General features: G+C 41.8%; 11 protein-coding genes and 1 tRNA gene. 4 read left to right on the top strand and 8 right to left on the bottom strand.

What is annotated here, in order from left to right; genetic code table 11:
* The 3 genes from CQ839_RS05970 (at window position 1) to CQ839_RS05960 (ending at window position 2,882) form a co-directional block, all read left to right on the top strand.
* Entirely contained in the window at window positions 1-633 is a 633-nt protein-coding gene (locus tag CQ839_RS05970; protein WP_181016121.1) for a Spy/CpxP family protein refolding chaperone, read from the top strand.
* Window positions 634-814: 181 nt separating this feature from the next.
* Window positions 815-1,819: a heme A synthase gene (locus CQ839_RS05965; protein WP_103667351.1), complete on the top strand. Its 1,005-nt coding sequence runs from the start codon at window positions 815-817 to the stop codon at window positions 1,817-1,819.
* A gap of 37 nt (window positions 1,820-1,856) precedes the next feature.
* Window positions 1,857-2,882 carry a heme o synthase gene (locus tag CQ839_RS05960; RefSeq protein WP_103667350.1) on the top strand — a complete coding sequence of 342 codons (1,026 nt, stop codon included), beginning with the start codon at window positions 1,857-1,859 and terminating at the stop codon, window positions 2,880-2,882.
* Window positions 2,883-3,038: 156 nt separating this feature from the next.
* On the opposite strand, the gene CQ839_RS05955 is transcribed toward CQ839_RS05960, so the two are convergent.
* The 7 genes from CQ839_RS05955 to CQ839_RS05925 form a co-directional block, all read right to left on the bottom strand.
* Window positions 3,039-5,957 carry a PAS domain S-box protein gene (locus CQ839_RS05955; RefSeq protein ID WP_103667349.1) on the bottom strand — a complete coding sequence of 973 codons (2,919 nt, stop codon included), beginning with the start codon at window positions 5,955-5,957 and terminating at the stop codon, window positions 3,039-3,041.
* A gap of 617 nt (window positions 5,958-6,574) precedes the next feature.
* The gene (locus CQ839_RS05950; protein ID WP_103667348.1) at window positions 6,575-9,892 is read right to left on the bottom strand and encodes a response regulator; all 3,318 of its coding nucleotides are present in this window, start codon (window positions 9,890-9,892) and stop codon (window positions 6,575-6,577) included.
* A 3-nt stretch (window positions 9,893-9,895) separates the two neighbouring features.
* Window positions 9,896-10,318 carry a response regulator gene (locus tag CQ839_RS05945; protein ID WP_103667409.1) on the bottom strand — a complete coding sequence of 141 codons (423 nt, stop codon included), beginning with the start codon at window positions 10,316-10,318 and terminating at the stop codon, window positions 9,896-9,898.
* A 1-nt stretch (window position 10,319) separates the two neighbouring features.
* Complete coding sequence (locus CQ839_RS05940; RefSeq protein ID WP_103667347.1) at window positions 10,320-13,664, bottom strand: PAS domain-containing protein; 3,345 nt, start codon at window positions 13,662-13,664, stop codon at window positions 10,320-10,322.
* 132 nt (window positions 13,665-13,796) lie between these two features.
* Window positions 13,797-17,276, bottom strand: coding sequence for a PAS domain S-box protein (locus CQ839_RS05935; protein ID WP_103667346.1), 3,480 nt, complete (start codon window positions 17,274-17,276; stop codon window positions 13,797-13,799).
* Window positions 17,277-17,289: 13 nt separating this feature from the next.
* Window positions 17,290-20,832 carry a PAS domain S-box protein gene (locus tag CQ839_RS05930; protein ID WP_103667345.1) on the bottom strand — a complete coding sequence of 1,181 codons (3,543 nt, stop codon included), beginning with the start codon at window positions 20,830-20,832 and terminating at the stop codon, window positions 17,290-17,292.
* A gap of 580 nt (window positions 20,833-21,412) precedes the next feature.
* A tRNA-Asp gene (locus CQ839_RS05925) sits at window positions 21,413-21,486 on the bottom strand.
* 397 nt (window positions 21,487-21,883) lie between these two features.
* Between CQ839_RS05925 and CQ839_RS05920 the strand changes: the two genes are divergently transcribed.
* The gene (locus tag CQ839_RS05920) at window positions 21,884-22,522 is read left to right on the top strand and encodes a hypothetical protein (protein ID WP_103667344.1); all 639 of its coding nucleotides are present in this window, start codon (window positions 21,884-21,886) and stop codon (window positions 22,520-22,522) included.
* A gap of 220 nt (window positions 22,523-22,742) precedes the next feature.
* Here CQ839_RS05920 and ccsB read toward each other — a convergent pair whose 3' ends face one another.
* Window positions 22,743-23,798, bottom strand: a complete 1,056-nt coding sequence (gene ccsB / locus CQ839_RS05915) for a c-type cytochrome biogenesis protein CcsB (protein WP_103667343.1) — start codon at window positions 23,796-23,798, stop codon at window positions 22,743-22,745.
* Window positions 23,799-23,811: the final 13 nt, after the last annotated feature.

The raw sequence follows: 23,811 nt of genomic DNA, 5'->3' as shown, positions 1-23,811 counted from the left end.
ATGTTTAAATCAAAAATTTTTCAATATTGTGCGATCGCTTCCGCCGTAGTTGCAGTTAGTGGCGCTATTTGGGCTAGTAATGCCAACTTACAATCGCAATCAGCGCAATCAGCGCAATCTCAAATTCAAAAAGCTCAAGTTAAATCTCAAGCCAGTCCTGAAAACAAGCCAGTATCAGACTCGGAAATATTAGCCCAAATGCCAAATCGTCAGGATCGTGCTGAAAGTGGCGATATGCCTTCAGGCAGGATGCTCAAGCAATTAAATTTATCAACTGAGCAGTTACAAAAGCTTAAGGCAATTCGAGATCGCGATCTGACTCGTATTCGAGAGCTTGCGCAGCAATCCCGTCAAGCGAATACGGAGTTACGAGATTTACTAGCAGGGTCAGAAAGCAGTGATGTAATTCGGGCAAAGCATAATCAAGCGCTAAACCTCCAACAAGAATTACGCAAGCAACATTTCGAGAGAATGTTAGCCATGCGCGAAATCTTGACTCCAGAACAGCGCTCGAAGCTCAATGAAATCATGCAAAAAGATCGGTCAAATCGCCCCAAAGAGAGCATAAAAGACCGTATCGAAAATCGTATAAAAAAACGTCTAGATAATCTAGGCGATCGCTCAAATCTATAAAATCTAAAAAAACACCGCTTTGCGGTGTTTTTTTAGATCAGTGTAAATACCTAACGCGAAGAAATTGTTAAATCTCCAAACCAAACCTAGAACTGCTCTTAATATAATTTCTAACTATTACAAATACTTCTGTTGAGTTTTATCAAGATTCACGAAGAAAGCCTGAACATCATAAATTTGCATGACTGACTCTTTATCTTCTTATAAATCAGCGCAAGCTGCTGAAACCTCTACTCATAGTAGTTCTGAAAGTACAAACCGATTTATAGAGCCAGTTGTATTGATCCATCGCATGGCACTTGGCATTGCGATCGCAACTTGGATGGTGATGGCGATCGGTAGTGCGACTCGCGTAATGAATGCAGGCTTAGCTTGTCCCGATTGGCCCCTGTGCTATGGATCGGTACTGCCCGCAGAGCAAATGAATCTACAAGTATTTTTAGAATGGTTTCATCGTCTAGTTGCCTCTTCGGTTGGGTTTGCCACGATTGTTTTGTTTAGCGCAAGCTGGTACTTCCGCAAATCTTTGCCGAAATGGCTACCTTGGGCGACATCAGGATCATTATCTCTGGTGGTTTTTCAGGGGATTTTAGGCGGACTGACTGTAACGCAGTTATTAAGGTTTGATATTGTCACAGCTCATTTGGGAACGGGGCTATTATTTTTCTCTAGTTTGTTAGCGATCGCTACTGCTTTAACCAATCAAGGTAGTTTGGTTGATCTGCAAAGCAAGTCAACCAAACTACCTTGGCTTGGTCTAACAGCCGCAGTTTTAGTTTATTTGCAAAGTATTCTCGGTGCATTGGTTGCCTCTCAATGGGCATTACACCAATGCTTTGCTACACAGGATATGTGCATTGTTTTGAATGCACACTTGATTGGTGTGATTCCAGCTACCCTTGCAAGTATCGTGGTGGTGGTGACGGCATGGCTAAATAAGGATATCGCACCTGAATTACGCCGCTTGGCAACGATCGCAGGTTGTTTAGTAATTGTGCAGGTAGCGATCGGCTATGCAACTTATAAACTACACCTACAGGTCGAACCGCTCACCATTGCTCACCAAGCCACAGGCTCAGCACTGCTCGGAACCCTCGTTTGTTTTTCTGTGTTAGCATTTAGAGCTGCCAGACAAGACCAATCTTTCATCCAAGAACAGAATCAAGCGCAACCTGCGATTCGCTAACTGTAATAACTGCGAAATATTTTAGGAGTTAAGCGCAATGCAAGAAACAGCAATTCAAGAATTGAATATCTCAGAAACAGCGATCGCAGAAAATATCATTGATAAAGCCAGTCAATCTTTAAGTCGCAACTGGCGAGAAGCTATTCAAGATTATACGGAGCTAACGAAACCCCGCATTATCGTCCTTTTGCTAATCACCACCGCAGGGGCGATGTGGATTGCTTCTGAAGGACAAGTGGATGCATTTTTGATGTTTATTACAGTTTTAGGAGGGGCGATCGCAGCAGCTTCAGCAAATGCGATTAACTGTTTATACGATCGCGATATCGATGCCAAAATGGAGCGCACTAGCTGGAGACCAATTCCATCAGGTAGAATTCAACCTCTTAATGCGCTGATTTTTGCGATCGTCTTAGCAATTATTTCCTTCACCTTGCTAACGGTATATGCAAATCTCCTTGCCGCTTGTCTAGCGATGTCAGGGATCGCTACCTATGTGGGCGTTTACACGATTTGGCTCAAGCGTTCCAGTACTCAAAATATTGTCATCGGTGGCGCAGCAGGTGCAATCCCTCCCTTAGTTGGTTGGGCAGCAGTAACTGGTGAACTAAGTTGGGCAGCGTGGGTTTTATTTGCAATTATTTTTGTATGGACTCCACCACATTTCTGGGCTTTGGCACTAATGATTCGTGATGAATATGCCAAGGTGGGCGTACCGATGTTGCCTGTCGTCAAGGGCGCAGAGGTGACGGCTGATCAAATTTTGCTTTACACATTGTTGTTGGTTCCTGTGTCGCTGTTGCTAGTTTATCCTTGCAATGTCATGGGTTTAGTCTATGCATTGTCGGCTGTTGGATTAGGTGGTGCATTTATATTTAAAGCAACGCAGTTATTAAAAGAGCCAAGCGATCGCACAGTTGCTCGGTCGGTATTCAAATATTCGATTCTCTATCTAGGGTTACTTTGTGTAGCGATGGGAATTGATAGCTTGCCAGTTGCTCATATCTCTGGAGAGAAAGCGATCGCTTTACTGCAAACTACAATCGCGATTCTAAATCCATAAAAATTCATACCAATTCACAAAAGTGTCGGCACTTTTGTGAATTGGTATTAGGAAATAAAACTGAAAATAGTAATGGCGGCGCGTAGCGCCGCCATTACTATTTTCGGTATGGGAGACTACCAAGCACCATCCACAGACAATACAGAATTTAAATCTTTAGGTATGGGCAATCTGCCTTTGGCTAAGCTGCCTTGTTTGGGAATATTCTGAAATGATGCGATTCAGCTCTTGAATTAGAAGCGGTTTAGTTACAAAATCATTCATTCCTGCATCAAAGCATTTTTGACGATCTTCTTCTAAAGCATTAGCTGTTACGGCAATAATCCGAGGTTGCGGTTGGTTAGACTGGCGAATAATCTTTGTTGCCGTAACTCCATCCATTTCTGGCATTTGCATATCCATGAGAATGAGATCATAAACTCGCATTTCTACCATTCGTAATACTTCTAAGCCATTATTAGCAATGTCAGCAATATATCCCAGCTTTTTGAGCATCATTGCCGCTACTTTTTGATTGACAAGATTATCTTCAGCGAGGAGGATTTGATACTTGGATTGATCCGTCTTCACATCTAGTTGGGGTTCACTTAAAGTTTTTTGGGATATAGCTTTCGCTTCGGCAACTACTTTTAAGTTAATCGTAAAATAAAAGACTGAACCTTGAGTTAAGTCTGGATCTATAGTCCAACTCTCAGGAGGTATTCCCCCAATATTGCCCAAGCTTTCTACCCAAATGTCCCCGCCCATTAATCTCACTAAACTTTCGCTAATCGCTAAACCTAAGCCAGTACCACCATATTTTCGTGAAATGGAAGAGTCAGCTTGGGTAAAGGGCTGAAATAGCCGATCAATGCGATCGCAGTCGATACCAATTCCCGTATCTTTAATAGAAAAAGTTAGTTCTAATAGTCCATTCTCATCCGTTCTATTCTTGGTAATAGAAATATTAATACTACCATTTTGAGTAAATTTAATTGAATTACCAATTAAATTTAAGAGGATTTGACGTAGGCGATTGCTATCTCCTAAAACATTAGTTGGAATATCAGGAGAAATTTCATACTGAACAACAATATCTTTGGCTAGAGCTTGCTTACTCAATAGACTACAAACAGATAAAATTAAATCTTTTAGAACAAAAGAATGCTCTTCTAATTGAAACATTCCTGATTCTATTTTTGAGAAATCGAGAATATCGTTGATTATTACTAAAAGAGCATCACCACTATCTCGAATCGTTTGCAGAATATCTTTCTGATCTTCAGTAAGCTTAGTATTTGCAAGTATTTCAGCCATTCCTAAGACACCATTCATCGGTGTGCGAATTTCATGACTCATGTTAGCAAGAAACTGACTTTTCTCTTTAGTCGCTGCTTCTGCGACTTCCTTGGCTTTCGCTAAAGCTATTTCAGTTTGTTTAAGATCAGTTATATCTAACATCACTCCATACCAAGCGATATCTCCATTATCACGACATTCGTTGCGGGAGCTAACCTGTACCCATTTTAGCTTTTGGATAGGGGTAATAATCCGCCAACTATGTTTAAAAGGTGACAGATTTTGCATACTATATTTAACAGCTTCTTGATAACCTGCCAGATCCTCAGGATGAATCAATGTCTTATAGTTGTTGAAGTTTTCTAGTAACTGTTTAACACTAACTTCGCAAATATCTTCAAAGGCTGCACTTACATATTCAAAGTAGTTTGTGCCATCTAGACTGCGCACGAGAATATAGATAGCTCCTGGTGATGATAAGGCAATCTTCTGAAATCTAGATTCGCTTTCTTGCAGAGCTAGTTCAGCTTGTTTGCGTTCAGTAATATCTTCAGAAATGCCTAATAAGTATTGAGGATGACCAAACTCATCAAAAATAGGAATTTTTTTAGTATGTAAAATTCTTGCACCCTTATTTCTGGTTTGAATAACTTCTTCGGGAATATCGAGAACCTTACAACTTGCCAACACCTCACGATCTTTAGCGATGAAAAAATCTACTTCCTCTGGCGGGAAAAAATCATAATCACTTTTGCCGATTAATGATTCTCGGGAATAGCCAAGCAGTTCTTCACCAACCTTGTTGAAACGCACAAATCTTAGGTTCTCAGCATCCTTAACAAAGAGCATATTAGGGATATTTTCAATAATTGAATTGAGAAAATTCTGAGCTTCCCGATTTTCTAATTCGACTTTTTTGCGATCGCTTATATCAATAAATGTGATCACAATTTGTTGAATTTGCTTGTTAGCGTCAAACTCTGGAAATGCGTTAACCAAAACCCAAACTTGGGTTTGTTCGCCTTGATAGATTCCTACTACATAGTTCCTCAGAGGTAGACCAGTCCTGAGAACTTGATTGACTGGATATTCTTTAAATGGCATAGCAGTTCCATCTTCATAAACAAAATGCCAAGTTGGGTCGGTCGCTGTTTTTCCTAACATCTGATCTGGAGTTAGTCCCAATAGCTCACAGGCATTAGAGTTGCAGAAAATGACGCTTGTGTCTGGGGCATGAACCACGAAACCAGCATGAAGATTATTAATCAGATGTCGATATTTTTCTTCGCTTTGTAAAAACTGATGATTAGTCTGGTTTAGCTCAGCAAATCCCCCCATTTGAACCGATACCGCTTCTTTTGCTTCTTTCAATTGTGCTAGCAAAGATGCCTGATGGATGGCAATGCCAACATGAACGGCGATTTGCCGCAATCCATGAATTTCTTCTGGCTGCCAACGACGGGGTGTTTTGTCATTATGGACATGGGCAATGAGGACTCCCCAACGCTGAGATGCATTTAATACTGGAATCACCAGATTAGCGGGTTCCTGAAACCCCGAAAGAAATTCATCTTGATCGCTCAGATCTGGGGCAAACTGATAAAACAATACGCGATCGCAGTGCAGTAGTTGCTGCACTTCGTCCGCAGTTGTTTGCAAAATTGTTGACAGAGCGAAAGATTGCTGAATCCCCAGAGCAATTGTCGCTATCAGATTTCCCCAATCAAGTCGAGATGCTTCGGCGTTAATCAAGTCCTGATTTTGGCTGTTTGAATTACTTTGAATTAACTCTCTCATACAGCTATTCAGACCTCTTAGAGCCTTAGATATATGCGATATTATCGATAGTTTGTCAAAAGACTTAAGACATTATTCTGGTTAAAAAAGTTCCAAATTAACTTTATTAACCCAAACATTAACCTTTATATCATTGCAAAGCGCAGTATATAAAAAGCATAACTATGTATGAATTATAGCAACTCCTGAAAGTATGACTACAACTTTGAGAATTACCGCAGTTTTTCAGCCAAACGAACCACAATAAATCTTTATGATCACAAAAGACAAAATGGCTATGCCATTTTGTCCTTTTAAAACCCTTACTGAGCTTAGTTTTTAATTCACAAAAGTATCGTCACACTTTTATAGCTATCGCCAAGTTTACTAAGGCATAAAACCCAAGAATTGATTTGTCCTAAGACAAGTGACTGCAACTATATGAATTGGTATAGCAATGTAAGTCATGGATAAAATCAAATATTTTGGATTGCTATATATAGCAAAAAAAGAGTTAGCTAGTACAAACCAAAACCAGAAGATGAGTGGCGGCGCTTCGCGCCGCCACTCATCTTCTGGTTTTATGTCATAAGCAAACCTTGGTTTGCTATACCCCCCTCTATCAGCATTATTTAATCTTAAACTAATATTTTTTTAATCATTGCAACAAGTTCCTTTAATTTTATGGGTTTCGGAAGATACTCATTAGCACCTGCGGCAAGACAACGATCTTGATCAGTTGCCATTGCTAAAGCAGTCAGAGCAATAATCGGGACATTGGCTAGACTAGTAATCTGCCGAATCCGTCTAATTGCTTCTAACCCATCCATTAATGGCATTTGCACATCCATCAATATCAAATCAGGTCTAGCCGACAATGCGATCGCGATCGCCTCCTCCCCATTTTTAGCTAATACAATGCGATAGCCTTTTGCCAATAGATAACTAGAAAGCGTCATGATATTGGCTTCATTGTCTTCGGCAATCAAAATCAAAGGAACTTGTAACTTGCTTGTGGCTGGAGATTCCAGTTGTGAACTCGTAGTTGCTATATCAATGTCGAGTACTTTAGAGGAGAACTCAACATTGGGAGCATAGGGTAGCTCTACGGTGAAGCGACTACCTACACCAAGCTCGCTGGTTAATCCTACCTTGCCACCATGAAGTTCCACCATTTGCTTAACTAGAGACAGACCCAAACCCGTGCCTTCATATTGACGATTCAACGCACTGTCGATTTGGACAAAAGGCTTAAATAATTTCTGAATGTTTTCTTCGGCAATACCAATGCCAGTATCAATTACCACTATTTGCAAGTATTCTTTTACTTCTTCATTAGCTTCTTCTTGGAAAGAAGTGATCAACTGAAGGCGACTAACTTCCAAAGTTATAGTTCCTCCTGCTGGAGTAAATTTGACAGCATTGCTAAGAAGATTAATCAATACCTGACGGATGCGACGTTCATCCACGAGCAAATCTGGCAAATCCATCTGGATTTTAGTATGAACTTGGATACATTTTTGCAGGGCTTGCTGCCTAATAAACGTCAGACTAGATTGACAGAGACGATTGATCGAAGTGAGGGTACAGTCAAGTTCGATTTGTCCAGAGGCTATTTTAGAAAGATCAAGGATGTCATTGATTAGTTCCAATAGGTGAGATCCACTAGACTCAATAGTTTGCAGGGCTTTTAGTTGACGATCGCTAATTTTACCGAATACTTGTTCTTGTAAGCCTTCAGTCATTCCCAAAATTGCGTTGAGAGGGGTGCGAAGTTCGTGACTCATGTTAGCCAGAAATTCATCCTTAAGTCTCGTGGCACGGGCAAGTTCTTGATTTGTTTGGTGCAGTTGTACCTCTGCTCGCTTGCGATCGCTAATATCTCGAATAAAAAAGACCACTTCATCACTTCCACTGGGAGCAACCCGAATCTCCTCATAACGGCATTGATCGCCAATCTCAATCTGCTGTTCATAAATTTGGACAGTCTGCGTGACAAGTGCTTGCTGAAGAGCTGCATATTTGCGCTCTGCGTAAATTGTCGAAGTCGGTATGGGAAAAGTCTCATGAATATTTTTTCCAACTAGTTGCTGCGGATCAACAAGGTAGCGACCTTGAGGTGACACCATAAAATCCAAATATTTTCCTTCGCGATCAACTCGAAACACCAGATCGGGCAAAGCCTTGAGAGTGGCTCTAGCTCTTTCTTCACTGCGTCGTAGAGCTTCTTGCATGGCATAGCGATCGCTAATATCCATCACAATTCCCAACAATCGGGTTACCTTTCCCAGCGCATCCCAGATCGGCTCAGTTTTGATAAAAATATAACCAATGGAACCATCAGCACAGACAATCTCTGCATCAAGGGTAAAGGATTCTCGATATCTAATTGCTCTTTTATTCAGTAGTTTTAAGCGCTCTTGTTCATGAGGAGCCAAAAATTGGACAAATTGTTCATGGGTTAATGTAGATCTATGGGGATCGAGGGAAAGAATGGTGAATATTTCCTCAGACCAAGTAACTTTTTGGGTGATTACGTCCAGTTCCCAACTACCAAGATGAGCAATTTGTTGAGCTTCTCGCAAGCGGGCTTCACTCTGCCTCAAAGCATCGGTGCGTTGTTCCACCCGATCTTCCAATTCCCGATTTAACTGCTCTAGTTTTTTAGTGGCTTGTTCCCGCTCGATCGCAATTTTGACAATATTTGCGGCAAGACTAATCACCTCCAGTTCTCGTGGCTGTGGAATATGAATATCAGGGTGATAAACCGCAAAGGTGGCTAGCACCGAACCATCACTAGCGATCGCAGGAAATGACCAGCATGATCGCAAATTATGAGTCAAGGCTAATTCCTTAAAATCCCGCCAAAGTGGATCGGTGGTAATATCGGTAACAATCACAGGTTCTTTGCGAAAAGCGGCTGTGCCACAGGAACCCACACCCTCGCTAATTACTAGCCCTTCGATGGCTTGATTATAATCATCGGGCAAATTAGGCGCTGCGCCAAGATGCAATATGCCATCGTGATCGCAAAGTAAAATAGAACAGATCCCTCCTTCAATTTGATCTTCCGTTGCACGTACCAGCATATCCAGCATATCTGGCAAAGGTTCTCCTTTGGCAATTCGCTCCAAGATCAGGTTTTGCATCTCTACTCGCAATTCAGCTTGTTTGCGCGTAGAGATATCTAAATATGTAGCTGTCATCCGTAATGGTCTATTTGCGGCATCCCATTCGACCACTTTGCCTTTGCTCAATAACCAGATCCAAGCACCAGATTTATGGAGCATTCGTAGTTCGCATTCATAGCTCTGTGTCTTGTGGTGAAGGTATTGCTCCAAAGCAAAATTGACCTTCTGAAAATCATCTGGATGGGTATGCTGTTGCCAAGTTTCAAAACCGATTGGTGCTAACTCTTCAATAGAATAACCGATAATTTTAGCCCATTGCTCATTGATCGTTACTGCCCCTGTCTGAATATTCCAGTCCCATAGACCAATGCCTGAACCTTCAATGGCGAGTTGCAGACGTTCTTGGGCGCTTTCTAGCTGCTGTTTTGAACGTTGACGCTCAAGTCGAATCTGAGCTTCCCGAATTTCTCGTCGCACAGCTTCGGCTAAACGAGCTAGGTTCCCTTTCATTAGGTAATCCTGAGCGCCTGCTTTCATCAGTTCTACAGCTGAAGTCTCACCAATTAATCCAGAGACTACAATAAAAGGAAGATCAGGAAATTCTTGTTTAACGATTTGCAGCGCTCTAGATGCATCGAACTTCGGTAAATGGTAATCAGAAATGATCACATCCCAAGTTTGACTAGTTAGTGCCGTGCGTAGATCTTCGGCTGTCTCCACTCGTTCCCAAACAACATTAAATCCTCCACGCCGCAGTTCGCGTATCACTAAAAGCGCATCATCCTCTGAATCTTCAATACTTAAGACCTTTAGGCTGTAAGTCATGGTTTACAAACCTCCTGGACTAGTTTCATTAATGACTGCCCAATACAACCCTAGTTGACGCACTGCTTCCGTGAATTTTTCGATTTCCACTGGCTTTCGTACATAACTATTCGCTCCCAAGTTGTAACTATCGATGATATCACGATCTTCGCTGGAAGATGTAAGCACAACCACTGGGAGTAAATGTGTGCGAGCATTAGCTCGAATCTGTCGTAATACTTCTAATCCATCTACCTTGGGTAGCTTTAGATCTAATAAGACTACACTTGGTAACGGATTAGCATTTAACACCATTGACAATGCTTCCTCACCATTGTGGGCAACGAAAATTTCATTGGCGACATTGCCCCGCCGCAAGGCACGAATTGTTAATCTTTCATCGTCAGGGTTATCTTCAATCAGTATAATTGGGCGTAAAGCCATGATTTTAAGCTCCTCTTCCGATTGGCACATTAGTCACTGAACTTGGCATGGTATCAGGTATGGTGAAATAAATGGTCGCACCATGCTCGATCGCACCCTCTGCCCAAACACGTCCACCATGTCGATGAATTACCCGTTGTACAGTGGCAAGTCCGATACCTGTTCCTGCAAATTCATTGGTGTTGTGAAGTCTTTGAAAAACCCCAAACAACATGTCGGCATAGTTCATATCAAATCCTGCTCCATCATCGCGAACAAAATAGGTAAATTGAGTGTTTTGGTTGCTTTCAGATGGAATCAATCCAAATTCAATCCTCGCCGTTGCATGATTACTGGTAAATTTCCAAGCATTTTGCACCAAGTTGCTGATCACCATCTGCATTAGAGTACTATCAGCTGAGACAAATACATCTGGAGCTATCACAAACTTAACTTGTCTCTCTGGCTCTGCTGTTTGCAGTTCATTTAACTGTTCAGCAATTAGCATACTGAGATTGATCTTGCTGTATCGCATCTCAGAGCGAGACACACGGGAGAGGCGCAGTAGGTCATCAATCAACATCCCCATACGTTTGATATTCCGACGAATTCGATCAAAGTAATCCTTGCCCTCATTATCAAATTTGTCGCCATAATCCTCGATTAGAGCTTGGCTAAAGCCGTCAATTGCTCGTAAAGGCGATCGCAAATCATGGGAAACCGAGTAAGCAAAGGCTTCTAGTTCACGGTTAGAGGAAACTAACTGCGTGGTGGTGTGGATAAGGGTTGCTTCGGCTTGTTTGCGATCGCTAATATCTAGGGCAGTGCCAATTAGTTGAATGACGCAATTAGAATCATCTAAAATTGGTTCTCCCCTAGCTTGGATATATCTAATATTGCCATCTTGATGGAAGAAGCGGAATTCAATATCAAAGGGTTTTCCAGTGACAATAGCTGTCTGTACGGTTTGCTGATGATGGTCGCGATCGTCAGGATGTAATAATTCTTGGAGTTCATCGAAATTGGGAGGAGCCATAGTCCTATCACGCCCAAAAATATGAAACAACTCATCTGACCAAATGACTTGTTCAGGATCGAGGATAAATTCCCAACTTCCTAGCCTACCAATTCGTTGAGCAGTCTTTAAATGGATATCACTTTTGCGTAAGCTATTCTCAGCCTGTTTTTGTTTAGTAATGTCGATGTGGCAACCAATCATTCGCAGTGGCTTACCTTCTTGATCCCATTCGATCACCTTGCCAGAACAGTTGACCCAGACTGTAGAACCATCTTTGTGGCGATACCTGACTTCATTGTAAAATGGAACTTCACCGTGGCTCTGGACATGCTGGTCAAAGCACTCAAAAACCATTGGTAAATCTTCATCAAAGATCAGATGTTGCCATGTCTCAGGAGAATTTGGCAACTCATCATCTTCATAGCCAAACATTTGCTTTAGTCCTTTACTGAGATATTCCTCATTAGTTTGCAGATCCCAATCCCAATAGCCTGCAAGGACTATATCAAGAATATTTTCTAGGAATTTTAATTCTTGGCGAACCTGCTTGGCAAGTAATCGTTCTGCCTCGGCTTTTTTGCGATCGCTAATATCCGTATGAGTTCCCAACATCCGTAAGGGATTACCCGACTCATCCCAAGCTACAATTCTACCAAGAGAAAGAATCCATTTCCATTCACCCGTTTGCGTAAGTTGCCGAAATTCCACTTTGTATTCTGGAGAAAGCCCCGCCACATATTCTTGATACACTTTAGTAACATGCTCACGATCATCTGGATGTAGACGTTCTATCCATTTAGCATTAGTCTCTTGAAAAGTAGCAGGATTATGGCCTAGCATTGTGGCATATTCGAGACTGACGATCACTTCCCCAGTTTGCAAATTAAGATCGTAAAGCCCTTGATTTGCGGCTCTAAGGGCTAGACGCAACCGTTCTTCGCTCTCATATAGCTGCTGTTCATCTTGAGCGCGTTGTTGGGCATTGGCTATGGTTTGTGCCATTACTTGCAATAACCTAATGATTTCCTCATCCCAATAGATGACATCGCTGAAGGATGCAAATCCCAACGTTCCTGTGACAACTGATTTTTGAATTAGGGGAACCGATAACGAGGACACGATGTTAAACCTTTGCCAACTCGCTTGGTCGATTATCGCCTCTCTAGGTGCATCTATAACTCTGGGTATATTCACAACTTCTCGCTGTAGGAGTTTAGTGTTAGACCAAGGGAATGCAGATAAAGGAACATTCTGCACTTGTTCGATTTGTCGAGGGTATTTGGGCTTACACCATTCATGGGTCATGCTCACAGTTCCTTCTGGGAGCGGAGAGTCATCTTGATCTTTCACCAGAAATTTGATCAGATAGCTAGTATCAGAGTTGGTCGCTTCGCCAATCAGTTGAAGTGAGAGATTAATCTCCGCATCTAGATATTCTGGACTAATATCAATGAATCGACTGGTGATTTCGGCAATTAGCTGATTCAAGTCTCGCTGCAATTTCAGGGCTTGTTCGGTAGCTTTGCGATCGCTAATATCCGTAATCGTACCAACATAACCAATAATTTCGCCCAACTCATCATATTCAGCTACAGCCTCTGCATATGCCCAAGTAATTCTCCCTGATAAATTTTGAAACCGATACTCAAGTTTGAAGGGGCGATTTTCTTGCATGGAATCATTCCATTCTCTCGAAAGAAGTTCGCGATCGCAGGGATGAATGCCATTTATCCAACCCAATCCCTCAGCCTCTGATGGCGTTAATCCTGAAATCTGACACCATCGATCGTTCATATAGATACAGTTACCAAGCTTGTCAGTACGACAAATTCCCACAGGTGCAGCTTTTGTCACCGACCTAAATCTTTGTTCACTCAGTTTTAGTTCTGCTTCGGAGGATTTTTTTAAAAGCTGAGATGAGGAATGCATCTCTTGCAAAAGGCTTTCGATGGTGACAATTCCCAAGAGCCGATTATCATCATTCAAGATCGGCAAATGGCGAATGTGCTGCTGTTGCATCATCTTCATCAATGAGGATAAATCCGCACATTCAGTTTCCTGAATTGTGAGCACAGGCGAGGTCATTACCTCTTGCATAGTCAACGTTTCTAGCGATCGCGACTGGGCAATAAGACGCACCACATCATGTTCTGTGAAAATACCAAGGACTTTTTCTTCTTCAACCACCAACACACAGCTTGCTTGAACCTTTGCGAGCATAACATTCTCATTGCGATCGCTCATCTGGGAGATCGCTTCGATGACTGTAGTTTCAGCCTTGACAACTAGTGGGTTACGGACTATCACTGCCCCCAGATCGTTTGTAGTGAAGACGTTTACATCAGTAGACATAAATATTGTGTAATCCCAAAAAATACACGCAAAAGTCAGAAGTTACCTCTTATATTAACCTCTTCATCATCATTCAACTGAAAAAAACAAAGAATTTTTTTTATTGTTACTATTACTATTAGTGTCTTCACTTTATTCGCGCTTCAGCCGATCCACATGTATTTGAATCATCGTTACTAATTGCTTTAGCTTTAGAGGCTTACTCAAGTAGTCATTAGCTCCTGCCTCAAGACAACGATCGCGATCGCCTGACATGGCTAATGCTGTCATCGCAATAATTGGAATATTAATCAAGTTAGGATCAAGGCGAATTTGTCTAATCGCCTCTATGCCATCCATCACAGGCATTTGAATATCCATCAAAATTATGTCAGGTTGATGAGCTTTGGCAATCGCGATCGCATCTTGACCATTCTTTGCTAACAAAACGCGATATTGCTTAGCTTCTAGATAACTCACAATGGTAATGATATTAGCTTCGTTGTCTTCTACTAACAAAATGAGTGGGAATTGATCATCGTTCTCGTTTGTGATTGGAGCATCCAATAATAAAGTGGTCTCTGGTTGTTTACGGACGACTATATCAGAAGCAAAATCATGGGGTAAATCGACTGTAAAACAGCTTCCTACACCTAACTCACTAGTTAGTCCCACTCTGCCATTATGAAGTTCGATAATGCGCTTCACGAGGGCAAGCCCTAGCCCCGTTCCTTCATATTGGCGATTTAAAGCACTATCAATTTGGATAAAGGGCTGAAATAATTTCTTGATATTTTCTGGTGAGATACCGATACCAGTATCAATCACAGAAATGCGTAAGTATTGGAGTGAAGAGCGATCGCTAGTATCTACATCAGGAGGCAACTGCGCAACTTCTAGATTAACCCGTCCTCCCTTTGGTGTGAACTTGACTGCATTGTTCAGCAGATTAATCAAAACTTGGCGAATACGTCGTTCATCAACAACCAGACTAGGAAGATTTAGCGGAGTTTTTACTTCAAGCTGAATGCCTTTTTGCAAAGCATGTTGTCTGATAAATGACAGGCTAGATTGACATAGATGACTAATTGATGTGGGGGTGCAATCTAATTCGATTTGTCCCGCTTCAATTTTCGCCAAATCGAGGATATCATTGATCAACTCCAGCAGGTGAGAGCCACTGCGTTCAACAGTTTCCAATGCTTTTAGCTGTCGCTCGTTCAGATCGCCATAAACCTGCTCTTGTAGCCCCTCAGTCATACCCAGAATCGCATTAAGAGGCGTGCGAAGTTCGTGGCTCATATTAGCAAGAAATTCATCCTTGAGTCTTGTAGCACAGATCAATTCTTCATTAGTTTGTTGGAGTTCTGCTGTACGTTCTCTGACTTTACTCTCTAAGGACTGATTGAGTTGGAGTAGTTCTAGCTCGGCTTGCTTACGCGCACTGATATCCCGACAAATAGCAAACTGGACGATCTCATCTGCCCAACTAACGCTACTAGCAGCAATTTCTACAGTGCATAGCGAACCATCCTTACGACGATGTAAGGTCTCAAACTTTACCCTTTTATCTTGCCCAAACTCATGAACTCCCTTATTAAGTTCTTCTGGTGTCCATCTGGTATCAATGTCGTAGATACGCAATGCCATAACTTCTTCGAGGCTATAGCCTAACATGTCCGCAAAACTCTGATTAGCTTCTATGATCTTACCTTCAATATCTAAAACCAATAGACCATCTAAGGAAGTGTTAAAGAGCATTTCACTGCGGCGAAGTTCTTTTCCCAGAGCTAATTCTGTTTGTTTGCGATCGCTAATGTCGCGGATCATAAACAGAACTTCATCTTCGCCACTCTTCACAACTCTAACTTCTTCATATATTAAGCGATCCGCTACTTGAACTTGTTGCTCATAGACTTGCAGTCCTCCCGTTTCTATAGCTTTCTGTAAATAGTAAAACTGACGTTCGACAATAGCTTCAGGTAACACATCCAGCATCGACTGACCAGCGCGATCAATCTTGGGAGTATCGATCGCAAAACCACGATTTTGCGTGACGAATTCTCGATAAACTCCATCAGCTCCAACTCGAAGCATCAGATCGGGAATTGCTGAGAGCATTGCTTTGCTATGGGCTTCGCTTTTAGCTAATGCTAATTCAGCCTGTTTGCGATCGCTAATGTCCCGAATCATAAACAGGACTTCGTCTTCATTAATCTTAATCACTCTAACCTCTTCGTAATAGAAGCGATCGCCATCTTGAATTTTTTGCTCATAGAATTGCAATTCGCCAGTTTGCAAGGCTCTTTGCAGATAGCTAATATGTCTTTCCGCAATATCTGCGGGTAACATTTCCAGCATCGATCTACCAGTGATATTGACATTTTGTAACGCCATCTCAAAATCCTTGGGCTGGGAGATAAATTCCCGATAAACCAAGTCTCTCCCCACCCGAAACATTAATTCAGGAATCATCGATAGGATTGCGCGGCTTTTGGCTTCACTGGCGGCTAGTGCTATTTCAGCCTGTTGGCGATCGCGCTGGGCAAAATACTGTTCGCTAATATCTCGCACTAGCAGCAAGACTTCATCTTCACTATAAGGAACAATTCGCACCTCCTCGACTTGCTCCCTTCCATTAACAAAAAGAGTTTGTTCATAAATCTGGATAGAATTAGTTTGCAACGTCAGTTGGATATATTCCATCCGTTGTTGGACTACATCAGGAGGGAGTGTCTCAGACAAATTGGTTCCCACGAGATCAGCCGCAATCCCCAACATAGGAAAGCTAGGACTAGCAATAAATTCTGAGTAAAAGCCTTCCCGATTTATGCGAATGATCATATCGGGAAGTGCACTAAGGATGGCGCGTTGATGAGATTCACTCTTGAGTAATTTAGCTTCTGTTTGCTGACGTTCAATTAATTGATCTTGCAATTTTTGCTTGTCGTTAGCTTGCTCAATGGCGATCGCGCGGCTAATAAACCTAATAAACCAAGCCGCGATCGCGACGGATATGAGAAAACTAGTGATACTTATTTGAAGACGAAGTTCTTTAGCTTGACTAAGTTCATCGCCAGCTTCTTTTTCATATTTGTAGATAGTTTGGGCAAAGGAAGATAGGCGATTAGGAAACTCAATAAACCGCAGAAATTTTTTACTCTTAAAAAACTTAACTAGCTGAGATTCTGCTTCTGTGAGAGCTTTTGGTGATGCAATTAATCGATCTAATCGCGCGATCAGGTCTTGAGATTCTTGTTTAAATTCTCTTAAAAAGACCTTATGTTCATTTATCAATGGTTCAATACCTTCGATCTTGGATAACTTCCCTGAAGCAGTATGATTTTCCAAAATGGTTAAGGTCGTTTGAATGGATTCCAAAAATTTGGCGCTCTCACGCCGAAAATCCTGTGGATCTTCTTTTACATAGGAAGATAATTGTTTGGCAGGGCGATTATATAAAACATCTAATTGAAGAGCATTTAGTGATTGATGCTCTTGCGATATAGTTTGGCTTTTTTGTAATGCTTCTTGATGATAATAATTTCCCAGCAGCAGACCAGATGCAGTACCTAATGAGGTAATACATAGAGCGATCGCATATCCATAAACTATTTTGTTGCTTAAAAACATTGTGGATAAAAGCTTATACTAAAAGCTGCTGAATAATTTCAACCAACTGCTTAAGTTTAACTGGTTTCGTCAAATAATCATTAGCGCCTACTTCTAAACATTTCTCGCGATCGCCTGCCATAGCTAGAGCTGTCAACGCAATAATCGGAATCTTTACCATGTCTGGATCAAGGCGAATTTGCTTGATAGCCTCCAGACCATCCATTTCTGGCATTTGCACATCCATCAAAATCAACTGAGGAAGATGATCTTTAGCCAAGGCGATCGCCTCTAGTCCATTTTTTGCTATGACAACATGATACCCCTTAGCAATTAAGTAACTAGAAAGCGTCGTGATATTCGCTTCATTATCTTCTGCTAATAATATTAGAGGCGATTTTATATCATCTGTTGCGTCGGCAACTGGGAAGTTTACTTCAGAATTAGTAATGAGATTTTGCGATCGGGATTGATCAGCCGAGAGAGGAGTATATGGTAGCTCGATCGTAAAGCAACTACCAACACCTATCTCACTCGTTAGTCCAACTCTACCGCCATGTAATTCGACGATTCGCTTCACGAGAGATAATCCCAAGCCAGTACCAGTATACTTGCGATTTAAAGCACTATCGATTTGGATAAATGGCTGAAATAGTTTATGGATATTTTCAGGGGCAATACCTATGCCAGTATCAGTCACCGCAATTCTCAGAAAGCTTTGTGATGTACATTCAGTCGTGCTTAGTTCAGGGGGAAGTTGGGTAACTTCTAGGGTAATGAGTCCTCCTTCTAAAGTGAATTTGACGGCATTATTGAGTAGATTAATCAAGACTTGACGGATACGCCTTTCATCAACCCATAAATTGGGGAGATTTTGTGGCAGTTTTGCCTCGATCTGGATGTGTTTTTTTAGCGCTTGTTGCTTGATAAAGATGAGACTAGCTTGACACAGCGCAATAGCATCAGTAGAGGCATAGTCTAGTGAGATCTGACCCGATTCAATTTTGGAAACATCCAGAATATCGTTAATTAACTCTAACAAATGAGAGCCGCTGCTCTCAACGGTCTTTAATGCTTTGAGTTGCCTTTCATTCACAGCTCCAAAAACACCCTCCTGTAATCCTTCGGTCATACCTAAAATGGCATTGAGAGGAGTGCGAAGTTCATGGCTCATATTGGCTAGAAATTCATCCTTGAGGCTGGTGGCACGAATCAGATCGGTGTTTGTTCTTTCTAGCTGCCGTTCATATTCTTTGTAAACTCGCATATCACGCATGATGTTTGAGAAAAACTCGATCTCTCCCTGCGATGATCTATGGACAAGGACTAATTGAGATACAAGAATTTCTTTACCTTCTGCATCTAATAATGCAGTTTCGCCAAGCCAGCTTCCATTGGAGATCGCAAATGGAATTGCCTCCTGCTCTAACAAATCAATCGCCCATTGGGGATGGCAATCGACAAGTCCAAATTGCATTGCATTTTCGTTAAGATTGATGCCACACAAACGTTTCAACTCGGCATTTTGCCAAAATATAACACCCTTGACATCTGACATACTAATATAATCGGTCGAAGCCTCTAAAATAGCAGTCAAACGGTTTTGAGATTGTTGCAATCGTTTGCGTTCCGTAATATCCTGAGCCGTACCAATAGTTTGCTTAACCTGTCCATTAACATCGCGACTAAATACGACATCGCGGCTATAAAGCCATCGCCATTCGCCATTCGCATGTCGCATTCTATATTCTGTTTCAACAATTTCACGATCCTGAGCCACCTTAACCTTTTCATAGTATTTAAGAAGAGCAGATTTCTGATCGTCAGGATGCATCAAATCTAGGACAAAATTTTCTCCCATTGCTTGAATTTCTTCGGACGAATAGCCCAAGATTGTAAATATTTCTCGATTGGTATAGACATTGCGCTGCTCTTGAATGTCATAAAGATAAAGAATATTGGGGGATGCTTCAGCAATTTGTTGAATAAAATGTTGGCTTTCTTGAAGGGCTATTTCTGCTTGTTTGCGATCGCTGATATCACGCGAAATACAAACAAGGGCAAATTCTCCTTGCCACTCCATTAATCGTCGAGAGATCTCAACAGGAAATATCAACCCGTCCTTGCGGCGGTGTAGCGTTTCAAAAATATTATCATTAAGTATATTTTGCCTAATAACTTCATGAAGCTCTTCAGGAGTCCATTGAGCATCCCAGTCAGCTACATTAAAATCAGCAATTTCAGCAGATGTATAACCGAGCATTTGAGCAAACTTATCATTGAATTCAAGTAGATTGCCTTCTATGTCTAAAATGTGAATGCCATCTGAGGATGCATTGAATATAGTGGCTCGCCTTAGTACCTCCTGTTGCAAATCCAACTCGGCTTGTTTGCGATCACTAATATCGTAATTAATTCCTATCATCCGCATAGGTTCCCCTTGCTCATTCCACTGAATGATCGCATGGGCTTTGATGGCGCGAATGCCTCCATCTTTTAGGACAACTCGAAACTCAGTGTTATATTCTTTTTCGCCTGCTAAGGCTTGCCGAGAAACCTCTAAGGCGTTTGGGAGATCTTCAGGATGCATAGCATTTATCCATGCTTCATAAGCTCCAGAGAAATCATCAGGATTCACGCCATAGAGTTCATACATGCGCTCATCCCAAATCAGTCCATTGGTGACAACGTCCCATTCCCAAGTTCCAATTTGGGCAGATTGAAGCGCCAGTTCTAATCGAGTGGATAGATTTTGTAGCAGTAGTTCTGTTTGTTTGAGATCGCTAATATCTCTAAAAATCCCCAGAGCAAAATACTCACCATTTAATTCAATACGACTACCAGTAATTTCGACTGGAATCAAATCTCCATCTTTTCGCAGGACTATGCTGTCAAGATTTGGTCCAATATTCTTTTGAGCGACATTTCGGAAATGGTTTCGCGCCGCCTCCAGCGATTCGGGTGGATGGATTTGAGACATATGTAGACTAGTCAGTTCTTCTCGGCTATAGCCTAAGAGAGCTTCTGCTCTTTGATTGACCTCGATCAAGTTACCTTGAGAATTTGCCACCAAAATCGCATCACTAGCCCCATCCATCAAAGCTCGGTAACGCAGAGATGCGGTTTGATCGACAATATTTGTACTAGTATCAACGTTTAAAACGATCTCTGACAATAGCTCAGTTAATACATCTTGAGTTAATAGTCCGACAAGGCGATCTCCATCTAGTACAGGCAAATGATGAACTCGATGCTGTTGGAATATATTTAAAACTGATTGAATATCTCTCAGCGCTGATTCTTGAATAGTAACCACACGGTACTGCATTACCGAATGGATCGGTTGGTCTAAGGGAATGCTCTGAGCAACTAAACGAACAATATCACTCTCAGTAAGAATGCCGATTAAGCTATTCTCTTTAGGATCTGCATTGCTCACCACCAGTCCACAACTAGCTCCTGTTTCCCCCATAGCAGTGATCGCAGTCATGACTAGTGCATCCGCAGTAACTATCAGTGGGTGAACTGCGATAGCTGACAGTAATTTTTCGCGGATTAGGAGACTCGCAACAATCATCGTATTTTACTTATTCAAAAGATATCTAATTTAGTCAACAAAGTTTAAATCATTGGATAGCGCTCGCTCTTTTAGTGTGACAGATATAGCGATCGCTATATCTGTCACACTAGAAATTGTAATTATGAAACCAATTTTGAGATTTTCAGCGCCGCAGGCGCTGAAAATCTCAAAATTGGTTTTGATGAAAGGGTAATATAGTCGCCAATCAAAACTACTGTACTCAAGTGCGTTCTAAAAGCTCAAACCATCTGAACCGATTTGCTTAGAAGTATTCTTTTTTCAAGCAGGTTTATCTCCCAGCAGACTTGAGACTTGAGTCAAGAAATTGATTTCTTGGTTTATTTTCGTAAGCTAATTACTTGTGCAAAATAAATTATCCAAACCCGTAAAGTTGCGCCCCGCAGCGGGGTAACTCTATGGGTTTGGGTGTGTAATTAATTATGCCTAGCTACTTATAACTAATTTTCGCAATGAGAATAGACGTTTTTAAGGCACTTATTAGCAAAATCTATTCTAACTAATAGCAAAAAAAGAAAGCCATTGACAAACAACGACTTTCTTTTTTTTGTTATTAGAACGGGTTCGACGGGGCTCGAACCCGCAACTTCCGCCGTGACAGGGCGGTGCTCTAACCAATTGAACTACGAACCCAAATTTTTGCTTAAATCAACTTTAAAGATTGCTTTTGACTAGCTGGTTTGCAGCTCGTTTTTTGCGTTTCTTTATTTAAGCGCTCCTCATTATGTAGATTTACAAGACGTTTGTCAATACTCTACGCATATTTTTTTGAAATTTTTTTAACAAAAACCCAAAATCAAGTTTTTTCAGGCATTAAACCCAGTCACAGAGTTGCAGCGCAAAGCGCTGTAACTCTGTGACTGGGTTTTGATTTTGTCTGATATGACAGGCGATTCACTATACTAACTTCCCAAAATGCCATAAAAAGACTGAAAAAGTCATTGCAATTATGCCCGTCCGTGATATCCTGTCACCCATTATTTGCCAGCTAAATTTGTCCAATAGGATTTAATTGGTGTAGAGGACTCCCATGAATTGCTTTAAAAGCGCAAACATCAAAATTGCGATCGCCACAACGCTTTTGACGCAGATCGTCAGTATTGCCATACCAACAACTTGGCAATCAGTCATGCCATCCGCGATCGCCTTGCCAGGTCAAACACCCGATCAAGTCATTGATTGGATTAGAACTAACCCAGCATTGCGACCAGAGAATGGCGAGCGTCTGCTCGTGCGAAAAAGTGACACGCCATCAAGACGATTTCAATTCCAAGCCAGTGTAGTGTTACCAGGGATTGCCGCCATACAGAAAAGCGATGCAAATCTCATTAGGAGTGAGCAGATTAGATTTTTTGACATTATTAATGGGGTGACACGCTCTCGTCTAGAAGAGTCGCTCCGCTCTATTTATGGGCCAGATATTATGCGTGACTATGCGATGGCTAAACGGGTTTACGCCTATCCGACAGCAGCAATGGTGCAGCGATCGCAAGCTAAGAATGCTTCGCCAATTCTCAGTGCATTGCAAGGAGAATTACGTCAAGGCAAGAAGTACGGCTACTGGGTGGAGTTATTACAAAATGGCAAGGGTAGCGCTAATTCTGGACAAATTACTGTGTTTGAGTTGGAGAGTCTCCCAAAACTTGAGCAAGAGCTAAGCAACCGCTAAAATCTCAAAAAAGTAAAAAATCTTTGTAAGGGCAGGTTTAGTCACAGTCCTATAGTTAAACCATAGATTCATTCAAAAACCTGCCCCTACGCATGGGTATATTTTCTCTGCAAGGGGATTGCCAGTGAAAAATCCTTGTAGGGGCAGGTTTAGCCACAATTCAATGGTTTACCCATAGATTTATTCCAAAACCTGCCCCTACGAGTGGGTATATTTTTTATTAAAGAAACCAACCGTAACTGTGCAGACCTTTACCGAGAAGATTTACGCCGAGATAGCAAGTCCAGACTACTAATAGCCCAACGCTAGCCAAAATCGCAGGTTTGCGTCCTTGCCAGCCCTTAGTAATGCGCGTATGCAAATAAGCCGCAAATACTAACCATGTAATCAAAGACCATGTTTCCTTAGGATCCCAACTCCAGTAAGAACCCCATGCTTCGTTTGCCCATACTCCGCCTGCAATGATCCCAATCGTCAGCAGCGGAAAACCTAAGCCGATCGCGCGATAACTGAGATTATCTAAGGTCTCGCCAATAGTAAGACGACGTAAAGATAGAGGCTTAGCTTGGGTAGCGATCGCATCTGCGGTCAGCGTCATACTATTCGCTGATTGTAAATTTCCCGAATTCAAAATACCGCCCATACTCTCAACCGCAAAAGCCGCAAATGTCTCAGAGCTAGAATTATTAGTGCTATTTCCATCAGCAACACTGCGGAGATTTGTGCCGAAGGAACTACCCTGTAAGACCACATCTTGACCACGGGTAACAATCAAAAAGGCGATCGCTAAAATGCTACCTGTCATTAAAGCTGCATAACTAAGCAGCATAACGCTAACATGCATCATCAACCAGTTAGACTTCAGTGCAGGGACAAGTGGCTCAGAAACTTGCATCCCCGATGGCAGGGCTAGGGCAGCAAAAGCGGTGATTCCCATTGCGAGGGGTGAAGTGAAAGCCCCAACTAGACGCTTGGCGGTGTCATTGGCGCTTTTATTGCCGATGCGATTAACCACGATATGCATGGTGGTAATACCCCATGCTAAGAAAAATAACGACTCGTAAAGATTGCTTAATGGGAAATAGCCTGCATCAATCCAGCGCGCTCCCAGTAATGTAGCAATACAGAGATTTGCGATCGCCATGCCTGCGTTACCAAGCGATCGCAAATATGGCAAGTTAGGGAATGCGACATGTACCCAGAAAACGAGCATGGTCGCAAAGAGGACGGCAAATGATGAGTTGTCCAGTAAGTTCTGAAGCGCGACGAGTTGCATTCAGGCAATTCTC

Source organism: Pseudanabaena sp. BC1403 (genome assembly GCF_002914585.1).
GTDB lineage: Bacteria > Cyanobacteriota > Cyanobacteriia > Pseudanabaenales > Pseudanabaenaceae > Pseudanabaena.
Note: the sequence above shows the minus strand (reverse complement) of the source record. Positions and strands in the feature narration are given on the sequence as shown.

Bases quoted from the DNA above. Each gene is read 5' to 3' on its own strand.
- CQ839_RS05930 (WP_103667345.1), bottom strand. From the start codon at position 20,832: ATGATTGTTGCGAGTCTCCTAATCCGCGAAAAATTACTGTCAGCTATC.
- ccsB (WP_103667343.1), bottom strand. From the start codon at position 23,798: ATGCAACTCGTCGCGCTTCAGAACTTACTGGACAACTCATCATTTGCC.
- CQ839_RS05935 (WP_103667346.1), bottom strand. From the start codon at position 17,276: ATGTTTTTAAGCAACAAAATAGTTTATGGATATGCGATCGCTCTATGT.
- CQ839_RS05920 (WP_103667344.1), top strand. From the start codon at position 21,884: ATGAATTGCTTTAAAAGCGCAAACATCAAAATTGCGATCGCCACAACG.
- CQ839_RS05970 (WP_181016121.1), top strand. From the start codon at position 1: ATGTTTAAATCAAAAATTTTTCAATATTGTGCGATCGCTTCCGCCGTA.
- CQ839_RS05960 (WP_103667350.1), top strand. From the start codon at position 1,857: ATGCAAGAAACAGCAATTCAAGAATTGAATATCTCAGAAACAGCGATC.
- CQ839_RS05950 (WP_103667348.1), bottom strand. From the start codon at position 9,892: ATGACTTACAGCCTAAAGGTCTTAAGTATTGAAGATTCAGAGGATGAT.
- CQ839_RS05955 (WP_103667349.1), bottom strand. From the start codon at position 5,957: ATGAGAGAGTTAATTCAAAGTAATTCAAACAGCCAAAATCAGGACTTG.
- CQ839_RS05965 (WP_103667351.1), top strand. From the start codon at position 815: ATGACTGACTCTTTATCTTCTTATAAATCAGCGCAAGCTGCTGAAACC.
- CQ839_RS05940 (WP_103667347.1), bottom strand. From the start codon at position 13,664: ATGTCTACTGATGTAAACGTCTTCACTACAAACGATCTGGGGGCAGTG.